13 protein-coding genes are annotated in these 18,057 nt (G+C 33.7%); all 13 read left to right on the forward strand.

Going from position 1 to position 18,057, the window contains the following annotated elements; genetic code table 11:
* Position 1 precedes the first annotated feature (1 nt).
* The 13 genes from AW14_RS08705 (at position 2) to AW14_RS08765 (ending at position 18,039) form a co-directional block, all read left to right on the forward strand.
* Entirely contained in the window at positions 2-1,747 is a 1,746-nt protein-coding gene (locus AW14_RS08705; RefSeq protein WP_044638462.1) for an endo-1,4-beta-xylanase, read from the forward strand.
* The gene (locus tag AW14_RS08710) at positions 1,747-3,429 is read left to right on the forward strand and encodes a sulfatase family protein (protein WP_044638463.1); all 1,683 of its coding nucleotides are present in this window, start codon (positions 1,747-1,749) and stop codon (positions 3,427-3,429) included. The genes AW14_RS08705 and AW14_RS08710 overlap by 1 nt, the downstream gene beginning before the upstream one ends.
* Before the next feature lie 102 nt (positions 3,430-3,531).
* Positions 3,532-5,124, forward strand: a complete 1,593-nt coding sequence (locus tag AW14_RS08715; RefSeq protein ID WP_084708831.1) for a sulfatase — start codon at positions 3,532-3,534, stop codon at positions 5,122-5,124.
* Positions 5,125-5,259: 135 nt separating this feature from the next.
* On the forward strand, positions 5,260-7,251 hold the full coding sequence (locus AW14_RS08720) for a T9SS type A sorting domain-containing protein (RefSeq protein WP_044638464.1): 1,992 nt from the start codon (positions 5,260-5,262) through the stop codon (positions 7,249-7,251).
* Between the two features lie 16 nt (positions 7,252-7,267).
* Complete coding sequence (locus AW14_RS08725) at positions 7,268-8,152, forward strand: sugar phosphate isomerase/epimerase family protein (RefSeq protein WP_052647463.1); 885 nt, start codon at positions 7,268-7,270, stop codon at positions 8,150-8,152.
* Between the two features lie 185 nt (positions 8,153-8,337).
* Positions 8,338-10,062 carry a Calx-beta domain-containing protein gene (locus tag AW14_RS08730; protein WP_044638465.1) on the forward strand — a complete coding sequence of 575 codons (1,725 nt, stop codon included), beginning with the start codon at positions 8,338-8,340 and terminating at the stop codon, positions 10,060-10,062.
* Between the two features lie 17 nt (positions 10,063-10,079).
* A complete protein-coding gene (locus AW14_RS08735; RefSeq protein WP_044638466.1) occupies positions 10,080-10,424 on the forward strand; it encodes a hypothetical protein in 345 nt (114 codons plus the stop codon).
* Between the two features lie 11 nt (positions 10,425-10,435).
* Positions 10,436-12,340: a cellulase family glycosylhydrolase gene (locus tag AW14_RS08740; protein ID WP_084708833.1), complete on the forward strand. Its 1,905-nt coding sequence runs from the start codon at positions 10,436-10,438 to the stop codon at positions 12,338-12,340.
* A gap of 22 nt (positions 12,341-12,362) precedes the next feature.
* The gene (locus AW14_RS08745; protein WP_044638468.1) at positions 12,363-13,574 is read left to right on the forward strand and encodes a T9SS type A sorting domain-containing protein; all 1,212 of its coding nucleotides are present in this window, start codon (positions 12,363-12,365) and stop codon (positions 13,572-13,574) included.
* A 97-nt stretch (positions 13,575-13,671) separates the two neighbouring features.
* Positions 13,672-15,261, forward strand: coding sequence for a solute:sodium symporter family transporter (locus AW14_RS08750; RefSeq protein ID WP_044638469.1), 1,590 nt, complete (start codon positions 13,672-13,674; stop codon positions 15,259-15,261).
* A gap of 190 nt (positions 15,262-15,451) precedes the next feature.
* Positions 15,452-16,036 (forward strand): YceI family protein, encoded by a 585-nt coding sequence (locus AW14_RS08755; RefSeq protein ID WP_044638470.1) that lies wholly within the window; start codon positions 15,452-15,454, stop codon positions 16,034-16,036.
* Positions 16,037-16,074: 38 nt separating this feature from the next.
* On the forward strand, positions 16,075-17,343 hold the full coding sequence (locus AW14_RS08760) for a hypothetical protein (protein ID WP_044638471.1): 1,269 nt from the start codon (positions 16,075-16,077) through the stop codon (positions 17,341-17,343).
* Positions 17,344-17,457: 114 nt separating this feature from the next.
* Positions 17,458-18,039, forward strand: coding sequence for a YceI family protein (locus AW14_RS08765; protein ID WP_044638472.1), 582 nt, complete (start codon positions 17,458-17,460; stop codon positions 18,037-18,039).
* Positions 18,040-18,057 lie beyond the last annotated feature (18 nt).

Consider the following 18,057-nt stretch of genomic DNA (forward strand, 5'->3'; position numbering starts at 1 on the left):
AATGAAATACTTTTTTTACACACTGTTTTTATTACTTTTTAATATAACGTTTTCACAGCATAATTTAAATGGTGAAGATTTAATTATTGCCGAACGATTAAAGTTTATAGACACTAAATCGGAGTATGGAAGTGTCGAAAAAATTACTAACGCAGACGGTAGTTTACAAATGCTTTTTAAAACCGAAAAGGAGCCTAAGTTTATATACAATTTGTCTGCAAATTTTCCAATTGAAAAATCTAATTACACCAAAGGCCGTGTTTTTTTACTTTCCTTTAAGGCAAAAACAGTTACGTCTAGTTTAGAAACGGGAGAAGCTAAAGCATTATTTATTTTTAAGCAATTAGATAATTATGAAGGCAATATCGAGTCCACCCAAACTTTTTCGAGTAATTGGCAGACCTATTATATTCCTTTTGAAGCTAATCGATACATTAAGAAGTCCGATTTAGGCATCGTTATGCAGTACGGTTTTAGAGAACAATCATTTTTACTAAAAGATATTCGTTTTGAAAGTTTTCCTGAAGGCACCAAATTTGAAGATTTACCAAAAACAGAGATAACCTACAAGGGTATGGAACCCGATGCCGTGTGGCGTATAGAGGCTAAGAAACGGATACAAGCCATTCGACAAGGTCGCATCGCGCTTCAGTTTACTAAAAATAACCAACCAATTGCTAATAAAACGCTAAATATCAAGTTAGTAAAGCATGCTTTTCAATTTGGTGCAGCATTAAACGCACAGGACGTTGTTGAAGAAAATTTTAGATATACCAGATTTAAATCAGCCTTCAATTTAGCGGTATTTGAAAACGATTTAAAAATTAAAAGTTGGGGGAGTGCTAAAGGAAAACAACGCACCCTCGATGCTATTGCACAATTAGCAAAGGATAGTATTAATATTAAAGGACATGTTTTAATTTGGCCAGGTTTTAGGTATCTAATACCAGAAATTGAGCAAAATAAAAACAATCCAGAGAAAGTAAAATCTTTAATAACCGAGCATGTTACAAGTGTTTTAAAAGAAACTAAAGGTAAAATTTCGCATTGGGATGTTGTAAATGAAGCTTATACCAATACCAATTTACAAAAAATAACAGGCTCAGAAGATTTACTTTATGAAGGTTTTAGAATTGCTAAAGCCATAGAACCCAATGCCAAACGTTTTACCAACGAATATGGCATTATAAGTAAAGGCGGTTTAGACACACAAAAGCAGCAGTGGTATTACGATTATATTAAACGTATAGATGCGCATACGGGTGGTTTAGTACAAGGTATAGGCATTCAGTCGCATATTGGAAGCGACTTAACCCCTCCAGAGCGTGTTTTAGAAATTTTGGCATTTTACGCAACCCTAGGTAAACAAATAGGTATTTCAGAATTTACCATGGATATTCAAGAACCTAAAATACGCGAACAATACACCAGAGACTTTTTAATTGCAGCCTTTTCACACCCGAGTGTTACCGAGTTTTTATTTTGGGGTTATGTAGAAAATGAAAAAAAGAAAGTCGATATTTTTAAACCAAATGGCGATATAGGTGCTATGGGTAAAGCTTATTTTTCTTTGGTTAACGACGAATGGAAAACCAACTTAGTTGCCGAAACAGATGCAAACGGAGCCGTTTCTGCCATAGGATATTTTGGAACTTACGAGTACTCATTTATAGATAAGGGTAAAGTAATTACAGGAACATTCGATTTAAAACCGAGACAACGCGACGCCATTAAAATAGAATTATAATGAAACAGTTAATTTATTTATTACTTGTTATGGTATGTTTATCATGCCAGTCGCAGGTAAAAAAAACAGAAGAAACACCTAAAAAACAACCTAATATTTTATGGATTGTTACCGAAGATATTAGTCCGACACTATCATTCTACGGCGATAAAACAGCAAAAACACCCCATTTAGATGCGCTGGCAAAAGAAAGTTTAATTTACGATAATGCCTATTCTGTAGTTGGTGTTTGTGCACCCAGCCGTTCGGCAATTATAACAGGTATGTACCCAACAACTTTAGGAACGATGCACATGCGTACCGGTAGAGATATTCAGTCTTGGGGAACACGGGAATATGCAAACAAGTCGGATGTATTAGATTTAGAGGGGCATTCAATTATAGAGTATGCTGCTGTAATTCCAGATTACGTAAAAGGATTTCCAGAGTATTTAAGAAAAGCAGGTTATTTTACCAGCAATCATCAAAAAACCGATTACCAATTTGCCATTCCTGTTACAGTTTGGAGTCAAAATAGTAATAAAGCACATTGGAGAAACAGAGAAAAAGATCAACCTTTCTTTTCTGTATTTAATTTTGATGTTACGCACGAGAGTAAAATTTGGAAAAATAGTGATTTACCACTTACCGTTAATCCAGACAGTGTGCCTTTACCACCTTATTATCAAGACACAAAAACGGCGCGTATCGATGTGGCGCGAAATTATAGTAATATCGAATTATTAGACAAGCAAGTAGGTAAGCTTATTGCAGAACTTAAAGAAGATGGCCTTTACGATAATACCATTATATTTTTCTACAGCGATCACGGCGGACCATTACCAAGGCAAAAGCGCGATATTCATGAAAGCGGTTTACATGTGCCATTTATGGTTAAAGATTTAAAAGGCACGACAGGACGAGCAGACCGATTAATTTCGTTTGTAGATTTAGCTCCAACCATTTTAAGTCTTGCAGGTGTTACTATTCCTGAAACCATTCAAGGAAAAGCATTTATGGGTGAAAGTGATACAGAACCAAGAGATTATGTGTTTGGTACTTCCGATCGATTTGATGAAATAACAGACCGTTCGAGAGCTATTTACGATAAACAATATGTGTATGTTATGAACGATTTTCCAGAGAAAACCTGGTATAAAGATATTTCGTATCGTTTACAAATACCCATGATGAAAGAAATGATTGCCTTGCGTGACGAAAATAAACTTAACAAGGTACAATCTACTTGGTTTCAAACGAAACAATCGGAGGAGTTGTTTGATGTGAAAAAAGATCCGCACAGATTACATAATTTAGCCGATAAACCCGAGTATGCTGTCATTAAACAACGCTTACACGATGCTTTACTAAGTTTTAGAAATACCCATCCCGATTTAGGCATGATGCCAGAATCTCAACTTATTGAGACCATGTGGCCTAATTATGAGCAACCAGTTACAGCCAATGTTACATCAAAAATTAAAGAAACATCTCAAGGTAAACAGGTAACACTTTCAACCAAAACCAAAGGCGCATCTATTGCCTATATTCTTTCAGATACACCTTTAAAATCAATTGATTTTGATAGTGGCTGGCAAGTGTATAACGATCCAGTTTTAGTGCAAAAAGGGCAGTATTTATACCTGATGGCTCAACGTATAGGTTTCCGCGAAAGCGAAATAACAACATTAGAAATTAATTAATTTTTAAATTAAATATGTCCTTTTGTGAAGCTTCGAAAGATGAAACATATATAGACATCACTAAGTATAATTATACATTGAAGTTTTAAAAAATATTCTAAAATGAAAAAGTTACAACTCTTGTTGTTTATGGCGTGCATGGCTTTTAAACCTGCCTTTGCTCAAAATTCAACCAAAACAAAACCAAACGTTTTACTTATTTGTGTTGATGATTTGCGAACAAATATTGGCGCGTATGGCGATGAGCAAGCTATTACACCTCATATGGATGCTTTAGCAAAACGCGGGGTAACTTTTAGAAATCACCAAGTGCAGTATGCGGTTTGTGGCCCCTCAAGAGCTGTTATAACTACGGGTTTAATGCCAGAAGTAACGGGTGTTATAGGTTTTAAACCTATTAGAGGAAAAATTGAAAAAGTAACATTTTTACCAGAATATTTTAAAAATAACGGGTATATCTCAGCGGCTTCAGGAAAAATTCACGATCCAAGAACGGTAGGAAATGGCGATCACGGCGATGGTGATGATGTGGCGTCATGGAGTATTCCTTATGTAGCACCAGTAGGCGGTTTTGATGTTAAAAATGTGTCCATGGATGCATCCGACTTACCAGATGAAGAATATCTGGATGGTATTATTAGAGCCGAGGGCATTAATTTATTGGAAAAAGTATCCAAATCGGATAAACCTTTCTTTTTAGCCATTGGTTTTAAAAAACCCCACGAGCCTTTTATCGCACCAAAAAAATATTGGGATTTATATGATAATACACCATTTAAAGTTGCCGAAAATCAAAAAGCACCCATTGGTCGTGAAGATTTAAAAACCTATGTACCCCATGGTAACGATGTTAAGCAAAATATGGATGCAAAAACGGGTAGGTTAAATGAAGCATTTCAGTTGAAATTAAAAAAAGGATATTACGCTTGTACCTCGTTTGTAGATGCGCAAATAGGCATGGTGCTAGACAAGTTAAAAGAACTACAGCTAGATGATAATACCATAGTGGTGCTTTGGGGAGATCACGGTTTGTTTTTGGGTGAACATGGCCGATGGAATAAACATTCAAATTTAGAAGTCGCTTCTTCATCGCCTTTAATTATTGTAGATCCTAGAAATCCGAAGGCCAGAGGCGCTTCTTTTTCGGCTGTTTCTACTATCGATGTGTATCCTTCTCTATGTGAATTAGCCGGATTAAAAATTCCAAATCAACCTACAAATAAAAACAAACCAGCCACTCAGCCTATAACAGGTAGAAGTTTAGTTCCAATTTTAAACGATACAGATGCTCAGGTAAAAATTGGTGCCATCACACTGTATAGAGGGCAAAGAGGTTTAGGTTATGGGTATCGAATTAAAGGTAAATACCGATACATAGAATGGGTAAAAAATGGTGAAGACAATTTTTACGAATTGTATGATTATGAAAAAGATCCCAACGAAACCAAAAATTTAGCGGTTACAGACCGCGATACTTACGAACCTTTATTGCATAAATTTTCAAGAAATATTAGAAGTATGGGTGAAGGTGACGGATGTTTAGCGTTGTTAAAAACAGCACCATTTGAGGTATCAGCTAAAAACAAAAAATATATTTTGCTACATGATGGCGATGGCGATGGTATTCCAGACGATAAAGAAGGTGCTGGCGACAATGATAACGATGGGATTCCAAATTATCTTGATAAAGATTAATATATTGATTTAATGTTTTTTAGAGATTTTTTTGAGTTAAATTAAAACAAAAACAGACCTATTTTGATAGTTTTTATACCTTAATTTTTTTTAAATTAGGTTTATTTGTATTCACCAATTACTAAATAAATTATTTTGAAAAAGATTACTTTTTTTATTACTGTATTACTAACTACAATTCATTTTGTTAACGCACAACAAACTACAGTAACTAGTTTTAATACCTTAATTAAGTCGAATCATAATTTTGGAATAACAAATCCCCTAATTAATGCTACGACACCATCACCAATGACCTACGATCCGTCACAGGTTGATGCGCTTGGAGCTGCTTTTAGCATAGACTATACCAACGAACCCGGTACAACAGGTTTTGATGGCTACCCAAGTGGAACTGTAGGTGGTTTTAAAGTTAGCGGAACCTATTATCCTGGTAATGTGGCTGCTTGTGGTATGCCGGTACAAATTAAAGATTTAACCCATAATCTTAGATTTAATTGGAAAACATCGCAAGAAAATATTAGTGCGGGTGCTAAGTGGTGGGCAACCATAAACGTAATTTTTGATAACGGCACAGCAAACTCTGAACCCGATCCAACAACACGTGACTACGATTTGGTAATACAAAATGTATCTTATGAAAACGATGATTTTACCGATAGAGGCCCAACAAACCCAAGCGGTAGTCAATATTGGTATTTTGCGAGAGAAAAAACAGGAATAGACCCTGTTACCAATTTAAAACCCTTAAAGTTTTTTGAAATTTATATCGATGGCGTCTTGTATAAATTTGCTGTGCGTTATAAGTTTTTTACCGCAAGTTCTGGAACAAAATCAGATAAAGTGCATCTTAAGTTTATTCCTTTAGATAATATTAAAATGCCGTATTTTGACCATTCTTTAAAGAAATTTATTGATTGTACTAAAGATTATATTCAGTACATCGATTTACCTGAGACGGCAGATGAAATTATACTAGCACATCAAAAAGTTGCTTTAGATGATCTTTGGATAAAATCTATTTCTGCTGGTTATGAAGTTTATCTAGGTTCGATGACCCTTAGAAACGACTACTTTTATACAACCATAGACAATACAGCGCCAGATGCTTTAACGAATTTATCCGGTGTAAATCAATCGGGTGAGGCCGTGTTAAATTGGGATGCTTCAACAAATCCTGCCTTAGATACCTCCACCTTGTATCGTTCTGAAAACGGAGGTCCTTACAGCGTCATTGCATCCGATTTAAGAACAAATACCTATACCGATAATACGGTTTCTAATCAAAATTACAGCTATTACGTAACGGCTACCGATCGTTCGTATCAAGAATCTATGGCGTCAAATATTGTTAATGTGAATTTTTCATCTTCATCACTAGTTTCAACAACGTTTACAACAGTTGACGATGCACATGTAAGAATTGGATCTAATGCTGGCGACAATTATGGTTCAACAGGTAATATGCAATTACGTGAAACTACCAATATCGATGGAACAAGACAAGCCTTTTTAAAGTTTGATTTATCAAGTATCGACAATGTTGTGTCTGCCGTGCTTCGTCTTAGAAATACAGGGGCGAATACAGGTACGGTCGATTTAAATCGTGTAGCAAATGATTCTTGGTTTGAAAACACCATTACTTGGAACAATCAGCCTGACATTGGCGATAAAATAGGAACCTACCAATTCGATGCCATTGGTAATTTCGATATGGATGTTACTACCTATGTGAATTTAGAAATTCAAGGTGATAAAATAGTGAGTTTCGCTTTAAATAATGCCAGTGCTTTTATGACTGTTTCTAGCAAGGATAGTACTACCGATCCTGCGCCGCAACTCATTGTTGTTTACAATCAAGGTACAACTTTAGCTGTTAAAGAATTTAGTGAAAGCGATATTGTTGTTTACCCTAATCCTACAAGTTCGAAAGTAAATTTCACTATTAAAAACCCAGATTTAAAAACAGGAACTGTTGAGGTTTTCGATAGTTTGGGCAGACTGGTACAACAATCTCGAATTTTAAACTCAAACATGAGCTTGGAATTAAATGGATTGCCAGGAATTTACTTTGTTAAAATTAAAAATGGAGTTAGAATTCTAACTAAAAGGGTAATTAAACAATAGGTTATCATCTATTTAAATGAAATTATTTAAAATCTTACTATTTGCTTTATGTTTAATACTAAATTACTCATGTAAATTAAAGCACATAGAAGAAAAACCAGATAGCTATTTTTTTAAAAAGAACAATCTCATTCCGTGGTCTATTGTTGGTTTCGATGTAAAAGAACGCACACCCAAAGAGCGTATTGAAATGTTAAAACGTTTGGGTTTTAACCGCTATGCTTATGGCAACCGACCTAAACATATACCAACCATGGAAGAAGAGTGGGAACTGGCAAAGGCTAACCATATTAAAATTGATGCTGTTTGGTTGTATATTAATTTAAGAAAAGACCAACCAAATAACCTAAAAGCAGATAGTGAAGCTGTTTTTGAAAATTTAAAAAAAGTAGGTTTGCAAACTCAAATTTGGATTGGCTTTGAACCCACATATTTTGAAAATTTATCTGAAGAAGCTTCGCTAGAACAAGCCGTGGCTATGGTTTCGTATTTATCGAAAAGAGCTTATGCATTAGGTTGTAAAATAGCACTGTATAATCATGGTGGTTGGTTTGGAAAGCCAGAAAATCAATTAAAAATAATAAAAGCACTTCCTAACGAAAATTTAGGTGTTGTTTTTAATTTTCATCATGCGCATGATGAGTTAGGTGCGTATTCAAAAGACATACAAATGCTCCTGCCATATTTGTGGTGTGTAAATTTAAATGGAATAAAAGCTAATGGTCCAAAAATTATCTCTATTGGAAAAGGTGATTTAGAAAAAGAGATGATTGAGCAGTTATTAGATTTAAATTATAAAGGCCCTTTTGGTATTCTTGGACACGTTAAAGGAGGCGATCCAGAACTTATTTTACAAGAAAATTTTGTAGGTCTTCAAAGCTTGTTTCCTCATAAAAACTGAATTAAATAAAATTATTTAATTCATATTAATACGATTGAAGTTTTAATTTTAATCGTTGTTTTTCCTTTTAAAATAGGGGTTTTTCACAATAATTATACTTTATCCGACAATTATCAAACCCTTAAATTGAGACTTTTAATGACCTTTACATTATTAAAACCAACACCAAATAAACTAATTTTAATATGAGACATAGAATTTTTTATTCAATCATTTTTTTTGCTGCTTTAGTTATCACAGCTTGTCAAAAAGATGATAACGATACATCTGGAATAGGTAAAGTAAGTTTTGCCTTAGATAAATTGGTTGAAGTTGAAAATGCCACATTACCACTAGGTATTAATATAGGTATAGATAGTTTCAATCATGCTGGCGGAACTGTTGATATAGAAATATCTGGGGCAACTTATGGAACAGATTATACAACTAGTACTGGATCGGCTTCATTTACTATAGAAGTTGGTGCGCAAAATTTAGTATCTTCTTTCTCGATATCACCAGTAGATGATGAAATTATTGAATCGAATAAAGTTTTAACCATTACCTTAACAAACGCATCAGGTAATTTAGAACTAGGAGATAAAACAACTTTAACGTTAACCTTGTTAGATAACGACGATCCGTTAATTGCTCTGGTAGGTTTCGAAAAAGCAACCGAAACCATAGACGAAAATGCAACTACTGCTACAACCATTACCATTCCTTTCGATCAAGAATCTACAGATGGTGGTATTATTAGCATTAGCTCAACGGGTGATGCTGTTTTTGGAACCGATTATACAATTACAGGACAAACTGCTGCTAATTTCGATTTAACTGTACCTGCTGGTGCAAGTTCAATTAGTTTCGATATACAAGCTGTAGATAATACTGTTTTTGAAGCCGATAAATTAGTGACTTTTTCAATAGCCGGTGTTACAGGAGGGTTGTCTTTAGGTGTTATAACAGAGACTGTTGTAACTATAACTAACGACGATCTTCCTCCAAACCCTGTCGTAGAATTCGCCTCTGCAACATCTTCTTTTAGCGAAGGAGATGGTGCGGTAACACTAAATTTAACTTTTACTAGCCCAACTACCGAAGCGGCCACGATTAGTGTTTCAGCATCTGGTGATGCCACTATTGGATCTGATTATACCTTTAATGGTAATGCAGTATCTCCATATATTGTAAATGTGCCAGCAGGTGTGTCTTCAATAACATTACCAATTAATATTATTGATGATACCGATATTGAATCTGATGAAACAATTGTTTTAGATTTAGCTGCAACAACAGGCGGTTTAGATTTAGGTGTTAATATTTTACAACATACCGTTACAATTGTAGAAAACGATTTTAGTGCGCCATTTAATTATTCCGAAACATTTGAAACCATTACAAATATTGACGATGCTGGTTTTCAAACGGTTTTAGTAACTCAAGACCTCCCGGCAGGCAACGTAACAAAACATAATAATAAGGCTGCAACCTATGCAGATGTAAATGATGTTTCTGCGACTTCAGATAATGGAATGCAAATCTTTTATAATACGTCTTCAGATGGAGAAGGTATTATAGATAATATGGTTATAACTCCTGTGCTTGAAGCCACAGGTAGTATCGATGTGTCTTTTGATGTGTCTTATGTAACCGGTTTAGCCAAAAATACTGCCGAAGTAACCCTTTATTGGTCAGATACCTACACTGGTTCTGGTAGTTTTGTAGCATCAGAATGGAATGCTTTGGAAAATATTACTGCAAGTTCTTTAGACACAGAGGGTGTTTCGCGTACAGGGTGGTCTCGTAGAGCACACAATATCACTACAACGGCTAATTTTTATTTAGCTATTCGCATCAAGCAAACAATGAATGCTACAAATAATGTAGTACAATGGCGTTTTGATAATATTAAGGCGTCTAAACAATAAAATTAAAAATTTATAAAATGAAAAAATTAATAATAACAACCATACTTTTTTTAAGCATTGTAATTTCAGGATTTGCACAATCCGATAAAATGAAAGAATCTGCCAAAGAGAAAGTAGAAACATTAAACAAAGAAATTTTAGACGGTAATAAAACTTTAGGTCTAACCGATGCGCAAAAAATTAAGATTTATAATATTCATATTGAGCGCATGAAAGAAATTAGAAAAGCAAACAAAGAGGGTGCCGATAATGACGAAAAGAAGGAAATAAATAAAAAATATTTTCAAAAAATATATAAAGATATTTTAACAAAAGAGCAATTGAAAGCTCGTAAAAAAGGAAAAGATAACGAGGAGGACTAATTAATAGCAAAATGAAACACACAACATTTTCTGTATTTATTAGTTTAGCATGCTTTGTTATGTATACTGCTATAGCTCAGATTTCGCCACAAGATATGGTGAATAAAATGGGACGCGGTATTAATATGGGAAATGTTATGAGTGCTCCCGTGGAGGGAAATTGGGCGCCTGCATTTACTGAAAGCTATTTTCAAGATATTGCATTAGCTGGATTTAAAACAGTACGAATTCCTATCGATTTTTTCGGAAATCGCACATCTGGCGACACCTCCATATACTCAAAAAACGAAGGCTCTTTTGCTTCTTACACTGGTACAGCAGCAGATTATGTAGTGAGTTCTGCTTATTTAGATCGTGTTGAACAAGTCATTAACTGGGGTTTAAACCAAAATTTAGTGGTTATTCTCGATTTTCATGGTAGTACGTTAAAAAATGAATTCATTGAGACTTTTAATCTGTCTAAAGCGCCAGATTTATATACGTATCCGAATTCGGCTAAAAGAGCAGCCGACAACGAAAAATTCAGAGCGATCTGGACACAAATTGCTAACAGATTTAAAGACTATACCTACGATTTAGTATTTGAAGTCATTAATGAACCTTTTTTTAATATTACCGATATTGAAATGGATGTAATTAATACCGACATTATAAATATTATTAGAAATACCGGAAGTAATAATAATGATAGAAACATCATTATTACAGGTGGTAGTAAAAATTCTTTTGAAGCGCCGCTACAAATTGGTAACAGTGTGTTGAGTTTAGATGATAACTTAATAGCAACATTTCATTACTATTGGCCTCGTGCATTTACTGCTTCGGCAAGTCAGCAACACAGCGATTACGATTGGGGCGATGCCACCGATAAAGCAGAAATAGACACGAATTTTGGAGCCGTTAAAACCTGGTCACAAAACAATAATATACCTGTTTTAGTTGGTGAGTTTGGTGCAGATAACGAAGGAGGTTATAATTATAGTACTAAAACCTATGGCGCTTATGGCGGTCCAGAGCAAGCTTCAAGAGTTGAATATCACAGATATCTTGCCGAAAAATCCATTGCTTTAGGCTTCTCTTTTACTGCCTGGGATGCTGGAGATGAAGCGGGTAAAACTATTTATAAAGTAACCGACAGAACTTGGGTTGAAGATGTTAAAAATGCGCTATTGGGTATTTCTGGTAATTGTACAAGCTCTGGTATTATAGAAAATGCCGATATTGAATGTGGTTATAATAATTCTTGGGCATTAATAGTTCAAGGAACTTCTGCTGCAACTTATAGTAACGCCAATAGTTTAAATAGTCGAAACAATACGACATCTATGGAGGTTAATGTAACCGCTGCTGGTGCAAATAACAGTGTCATTATAGAAAATACCGAGGTTGTTGATGCTACACTATCTGGTAATTCTTATACCTTTTCTGGGTTTGCTAAAGCTTCGGGTACAAATCAATCCATGCGGATTAGACTTCGTGTGGAAGATAATTTAGGTAATGTTACCTATCCTGGAAAAAATATTACGTTAAGTAATTTAAATTATACGCCATGGACTTTTGATTATACTGTCCCAGCTAATACAGCTTCCTTAAAATTTCAAGTTTTGTGCGGTGGCGCAACGGGAAGTTATTATTTAGACGATTTTAATGTTCAGGAAAAAACATTATCGTTGCGTAGCAAGAAACAAAACCATATTACTCTGTTTCCTAATCCAGCCATGGATGTGGTCAATATTAATTCTAAAGAAAAAATAAACAATATAGCCTTATTTGATTACCAAGGCAAACAAGTAAGGACTTATAAACCAGAACTTAAACAATTAAATTTACAATATATAACGCCTGGTCTGTATATTTTAAGACTTAACCTAAATGATAACACTTTGATAAGCAAGAAATTATCGATAAATTTATAAACCAATTTAAAACTAGAACATTATGAGAAAATTTTACACTTTATTCTTATTAGCGGTATTACCTATTTTAGGTTTTTCGCAAACATTTGATTTTACAAATGCCGATGGTGGTTGGACAGGAGTACAAAGTTCCTTAACACTAAATCCAACAAGTATAACATTAGATTTTGTAACAAATCAAGCTCCTAAATTAAGACACGCAACTGCAGGTGTTACAAATCCAGTTACTAATGGCGTTATTGCTATTACTTTAAAAAATAATTCCTCTGTAAATGAGATTAGATTTGTATATGAAAAACTTGCAACTGGAAGTGGCACGGCAGGTGTAGTTATACCTATTACTCCAAATACCAATTACTATAAAACCTATGTTATAGATTTATCTGGCGACGCAGAATGGGATAATAATGCCGCTGGTGGTACTCAAAATGCTTTAGATTTTGCTTTTAGAGAGCCAGGTGGTGCAAATGGTAATGTAAATGTTGATTCTGATGGTTCAATTGAAATTGACAAAGTTGAATTTATACCAAACAGACCAGAAAAAACCGTGTACACGTTTGATAACGATGGCGATCCAGAAGGTTGGTCCGATTTAGTTGATGCTACAACATCTGTTTCTGGAGGTTCTTTAATAGTTACTCCTACAGCTGGGGCTATAGGTAAAGTTACAAACTCAACGTTTTCGGTAAATGCAACTAATAATGCTTACATGCATATCGTTTACAAAAACTTGTCACCAACTAATAATCAATTAAGAATTCAATTCAGATCTACATTCGATAATTACACTTCATTTAATGGAGCCACCATTACCATTAGCCAAAGTATGGCTGGTTTTGAAACGTTGGATATTGATTTGCAAACACTAAAGCCAACTGAATGGACTGGAAATGCACAAGATTTACAAGTTGCTTTAAGAAATTCAGCTAATGCTGGTAATGTTGCGAATGCAGATGGTAATTTAGAAATTTCTCAAATTGTTTTTGACAACAACATTACTTTAAGCACAAATAGACAAGAGTTAAATGCATCTAATTTTTCATTCTACCCAAATCCAGCAAATAATGTAGTATATTTTAAAGGAAATAGTCAAATTACAAAAGCGGCTATTTACGATATTACTGGAAAACAAGTTTTTGAAACTTCAAGAATCTCAAATAACTCTTTAGATATTAGTAAATTAAAATCTGGATTATACCTTTTAAGTGTAACAGATAAAAATGATATCTACTAAAAAACTATTAAAAAAGTAAGATACTTTATGTCTAATTAACTTATAAGAAGCGGGCTATTTCGAAATATAGCCCGTTTTTTTATTTAAAAATTAAATTATGATAGGAATATTGTCGTTTGTTGGCTTTACATTACTTGTAGCCATTATTTCGTATTTCGCCACAAGAACTACAGATGAAACTAGTAGTGATGGCTATTTTTTAGGAGGCCGAAGTTTAACAGGTGTTGTTATTGCAGGCTCGTTATTACTTACTAATTTATCTACCGAACAAATTGTGGGGCTAAATGGTTCGGCATATAAAGAGGGGATTTTAGTTATGGCCTGGGAAACTCTGGCAGCTATTGCCATGGTTGTAACCGCCATATTTTTATTACCACGTTATTTAAAAGGTGGTATTGCTACTATTCCATCATTCTTACAAAAACGTTATAACAAAACGACTAAAGCCTTAACCTCCGGACTTTTCCTTACGGGATATGTGGTGGTTTTACTTCCTATTGTACTTTATTCTGGTGCTTTAGCCATAAATGCTATGTTTAATGTTCCAGAATTATTGGGTGTTACAAAAAATGAAGCCTTATGGATTTCTGTTTTTGCTATTGGTATTATAGGTTCTATCTATGCTATTTTTGGAGGATTAAAAGCGGTTGCAGTTTCAGATACTATTAATGCTATTGGTCTATTAATAGGTGGTTTAATGATTCCATATTTTGGTTTAAAGGAAATAGGAAATGGTAATATTAGTGAAGGTATTGCTACTTTAATGGCATCAAACCCAGAAAAATTTGATTCTATTGGGGCTCCCGATTCATCGATTCCGTTTGCAACTATTTTTACAGGGATGATGCTTGTTCAATTATTTTACTGGGGAACCAATCAAGCGATTATTCAAAGAGCATTGGGTGCTAAAAATTTAAAAGAAGGTCAAAAAGGCTTGTTATTGGCTTCTTTCATAAAAATATTAGGACCATTAATGGTTGTTTTACCAGGTATTATTGCGTATCATATTTTTCAAGGAAATTTACAAAATCCAGACGAAGCCTATCCGCAATTAGTTACCAAAGTATTACCATTATCGTTGGTAGGTTTTTTTGCAGCCGTTTTATTTGGAGCTATTTTAAGCTCGTTTAATAGTGCGTTAAACAGTTCTGTGACACTTTTTGGAATCGATATTTACAAAGAATTTTTTAATAAAAATGCTTCAGAAAAAGATACGGTTAAAGCAGGTAAACGTTTTGGCGTGTTCTTGGCTTTTCTATCTATGTTTGTTGCACCGTTTATAGCAAATGCTCCAGATGGATTGTTTGGTTATTTACAACAGGTAAACGGGTGTCATAGTATTCCAATTTTAACTATTATAGTAGTTGGCTACTTAACCAAACGGGTTCCGGCAATTGCAGCTAATATTGCTATTATTTCTGGGGCTGTACTATATTTAATTTATTTTATACTAGATAGTTTTGTTTTTAAAGGCGAAAATGTGTTCCCACATTACTTGCACGTAATGGCCATTCTTTTTGTAGCAAATATTATTATTATGCTTATTATAGGAAAACTAAAACCTCGCGAAACTCCTTTCGAGTTGGAATTTACAAACGAAGTAGATATTACGCCTTGGCGTTTTTCTAAGATTGTAGGTTTGGTTATTGTTTTTATAGTAATACTTATCTATATACTATTTTCTTGATAGCAACTTAAAATAGGTTGCATAGCTTTTTCAAAGCATGTCAATATGGATTCATCTGTATTGACATGCTTTTTTTATGTCCTTTTTTTAATAAAAGTGAGCTGTTTTTTTGTCTGGAATTAGAGTATGACAAAAATCATAGTTTCAAATATACTTTGTACTGAAATTTGTTATGTAATAAAGAAACAAAATGAGAACGTATAAAACCATATTCTTAAAAAAAGCAACTTTAGCCGTATTTATATTATTTATAAACTTTTCGGTTCAGGCGCAAGAGTTCATTTTAAACAATCAAGAGTCTCAATTAAAAATTTATGGGACCTCAAGCTTACACGATTGGCATGAAGATGCAGAAAAGCAATCGGGTAAAATAAAGTTTGAAAATTTAGAATCGGGTAAAATTGAAACGTTAGCCATCGAAGTTGATGCAGAAAGTTTAAAAAGTGGAAAAACCGCCATGGATAAGAACACTTATAAAGCCTTAAAAACTAATGATTTCAAAAAAATAAAATTTCAATTAACCTCGGTAAAAAGTTTAACAAGCAAAGGTCAAGGCGTTTATGCTGTAAATGCGATGGGAGATTTAACTGTAGCTGGTACTAAAAATAATATTCCTATAGATTTTAACTTATCAATTAAAGATGGTAAAGTAACCATAGTGGGAGAAAAGAAAATTAAAATGACCGATTATAAGGTCGATCCTCCAAAAGCATTATTTGGTACCATAACAACAGGAGATGACTTAACTATAAAATTTACAACCATATTTAAATAAAATTAAACTTAACAACAACCAAATTAAAAATAGAAATTATGAAATCAATATTTAAAAGTGCAATTTTAGTAATTGCAGTATTTACAGGTTTAAGCTTTTATGCTCAAAACAACAGAGATTTACAAAACTACAGGCAACCAGACCAACGCGGTGTCAATGTGTTCGAAGCGCCAAAAGATAGCGTATCAACTTTTAATGGTGTGCATGTTAGAATAGGTGGTGCTTCTACCTTACAATACCAAGCTTTAGATCATGAAAATTCAGGTGCTGTAGCCCTATCTGGAATAGGTTCTAACTTTAACTTAGCAACAGCCAATTTAGATTTAGATGTTGTACTTTATGATGGTGTTAGAATGCACTTAAGAACGTATTTATCATCTCGTCACCATCCAGAACCTTATGTAAAAGGTGGTTACTTTCAAATTGATAAATTAGACTTTATAAGTGAAGGTTTTTTAGGCGATTTCATGAAATATGCTACTATTAAAGTAGGTCATATGGAAAACAACTATGGCGATGCGCATTTTAGAAGAACAGATAATGCTCAAGCTTTATACAATCCTTTTGTGGGTAATTTAATTATGGATGCGTTTACAACCGAAGTTGGTGCCGAATTATACTACCAAAGAAGCGGATTTATAGGAATGGTTGGTATTGCTAATGGTAAACTAAATCAATCTATTGTAGAAGGTGCTAACGGAAAAACAGGAGGTGCTTCATTTTTGGCTAAACTTGGGTACGATAAACAATTAACAAGCGATTTTAGATTCAGATTAACAGGATCTTTATATAACACCGGTTATGTGCCAAGTTCATACTTATACAGTGCCGACAGAACAGGATCTAGATACTACCATGTGTTAGAGCCAGCATCAGCAACAAGCGATAATTTCAGATCTGGACGTTATAATCCTAATTTAAGAAATAATATTACTGCCATTATGATTAATCCTTTCTTAAAATACAAAGGTTTAGAATTTTTTGGAACCATCGAGACTGCTAAAGGTAATGCAACAGGTGCTCCAGAGCGTAAAGTAAAACAATTTGCTTCAGAGTTGGTTTACCGTTTTGGTAAATCTGAAAACTTCTTCTTAGGTGGTCGTTATAATGTTGTAGATGGTGAAGAGGCTAGTGGAGACGATATTAAAATTAAAAGAACTCAAATAGGTGCTGGTTGGTTTATGACTAAGAATATCCTGATGAAAGCAGAATACGTAAACCAAACATACGATGGTTTTGCAGTAGGAAATGTTTTAGAAGATGGTAAGTTTAATGGTTTAATGTTAGAGGCTGTAATTAGTTTCTAAAAAACAGTGGTTAATTAATAAAACAGTCTTAGAGTCTTAACTCATAAAATAAGTTATACTTTGAGGCTGTTTTAAATATTTAGTAACATATAATTAATGTTTTAATATTTGGTTATGAAAAAGATAGTGTTTTTAGTAGTTATACTGTTGGCATTCGCTTTTACAAAAACAGATCGTGCCATTAAAAGTACCTCGGTAGTTATCTCGCCAAAAAGTAGTTTAATGGTAAAAGGTTCTACTAATATTAATAACTTTAAGTGTATTTACAATATTGAAAAGTTAAACAACCCAATACCAGTATTGTATTTTTTGTCGAACAATCAATTAAAATTTAAAGAAACCGTTTTAATTTTAGACAACAAATGTTTCGATTGTGGCGGAAAAGCCATTAACAACGATTTTCAGAAAATTTTAAAAACAGAAAGCTATCCACAGATAAAAATGTTTTTAAAACAAGTTAATGGTTTAGAATTTAATAAAGATTTAGAAGCACTGGTAGACATAGAAATTGCAGGCGTAAAAAAACCTTATACTGTTGTGGTTACTATTTCTAAAGAAAATGAGTTAACCATAAATGGCGGTTTAAAAATTAATTTAAAAGATTTTAATATAGAATCTCCTAAAAAGTTATTTGGATTAATAAAAATAGACGAGATGATAGAAATTGACTTTAGTTTATTGGTTAATGAAAAATAGCATTATTTATTTATAGCA

Origin of the sequence: Siansivirga zeaxanthinifaciens CC-SAMT-1 (genome assembly GCF_000941055.1) — a bacterium.
GTDB lineage: Bacteria > Bacteroidota > Bacteroidia > Flavobacteriales > Flavobacteriaceae > Siansivirga > Siansivirga zeaxanthinifaciens.

Excerpts from the sequence above, each read along its gene's own strand:
- AW14_RS08705 (WP_044638462.1), top strand. The coding sequence starts at position 2 with ATGAAATACTTTTTTTACACACTGTTTTTATTACTTTTTAATATAACG.
- AW14_RS08710 (WP_044638463.1), top strand. The coding sequence starts at position 1,747 with ATGAAACAGTTAATTTATTTATTACTTGTTATGGTATGTTTATCATGC.
- AW14_RS08715 (WP_084708831.1), top strand. The coding sequence starts at position 3,532 with ATGAAAAAGTTACAACTCTTGTTGTTTATGGCGTGCATGGCTTTTAAA.
- AW14_RS08725 (WP_052647463.1), top strand. The coding sequence starts at position 7,268 with ATGAAATTATTTAAAATCTTACTATTTGCTTTATGTTTAATACTAAAT.
- AW14_RS08730 (WP_044638465.1), top strand. The coding sequence starts at position 8,338 with ATGAGACATAGAATTTTTTATTCAATCATTTTTTTTGCTGCTTTAGTT.
- AW14_RS08735 (WP_044638466.1), top strand. The coding sequence starts at position 10,080 with ATGAAAAAATTAATAATAACAACCATACTTTTTTTAAGCATTGTAATT.
- AW14_RS08740 (WP_084708833.1), top strand. The coding sequence starts at position 10,436 with ATGAAACACACAACATTTTCTGTATTTATTAGTTTAGCATGCTTTGTT.
- AW14_RS08745 (WP_044638468.1), top strand. The coding sequence starts at position 12,363 with ATGAGAAAATTTTACACTTTATTCTTATTAGCGGTATTACCTATTTTA.
- AW14_RS08750 (WP_044638469.1), top strand. The coding sequence starts at position 13,672 with ATGATAGGAATATTGTCGTTTGTTGGCTTTACATTACTTGTAGCCATT.
- AW14_RS08755 (WP_044638470.1), top strand. The coding sequence starts at position 15,452 with ATGAGAACGTATAAAACCATATTCTTAAAAAAAGCAACTTTAGCCGTA.
- AW14_RS08760 (WP_044638471.1), top strand. The coding sequence starts at position 16,075 with ATGAAATCAATATTTAAAAGTGCAATTTTAGTAATTGCAGTATTTACA.
- AW14_RS08765 (WP_044638472.1), top strand. The coding sequence starts at position 17,458 with ATGAAAAAGATAGTGTTTTTAGTAGTTATACTGTTGGCATTCGCTTTT.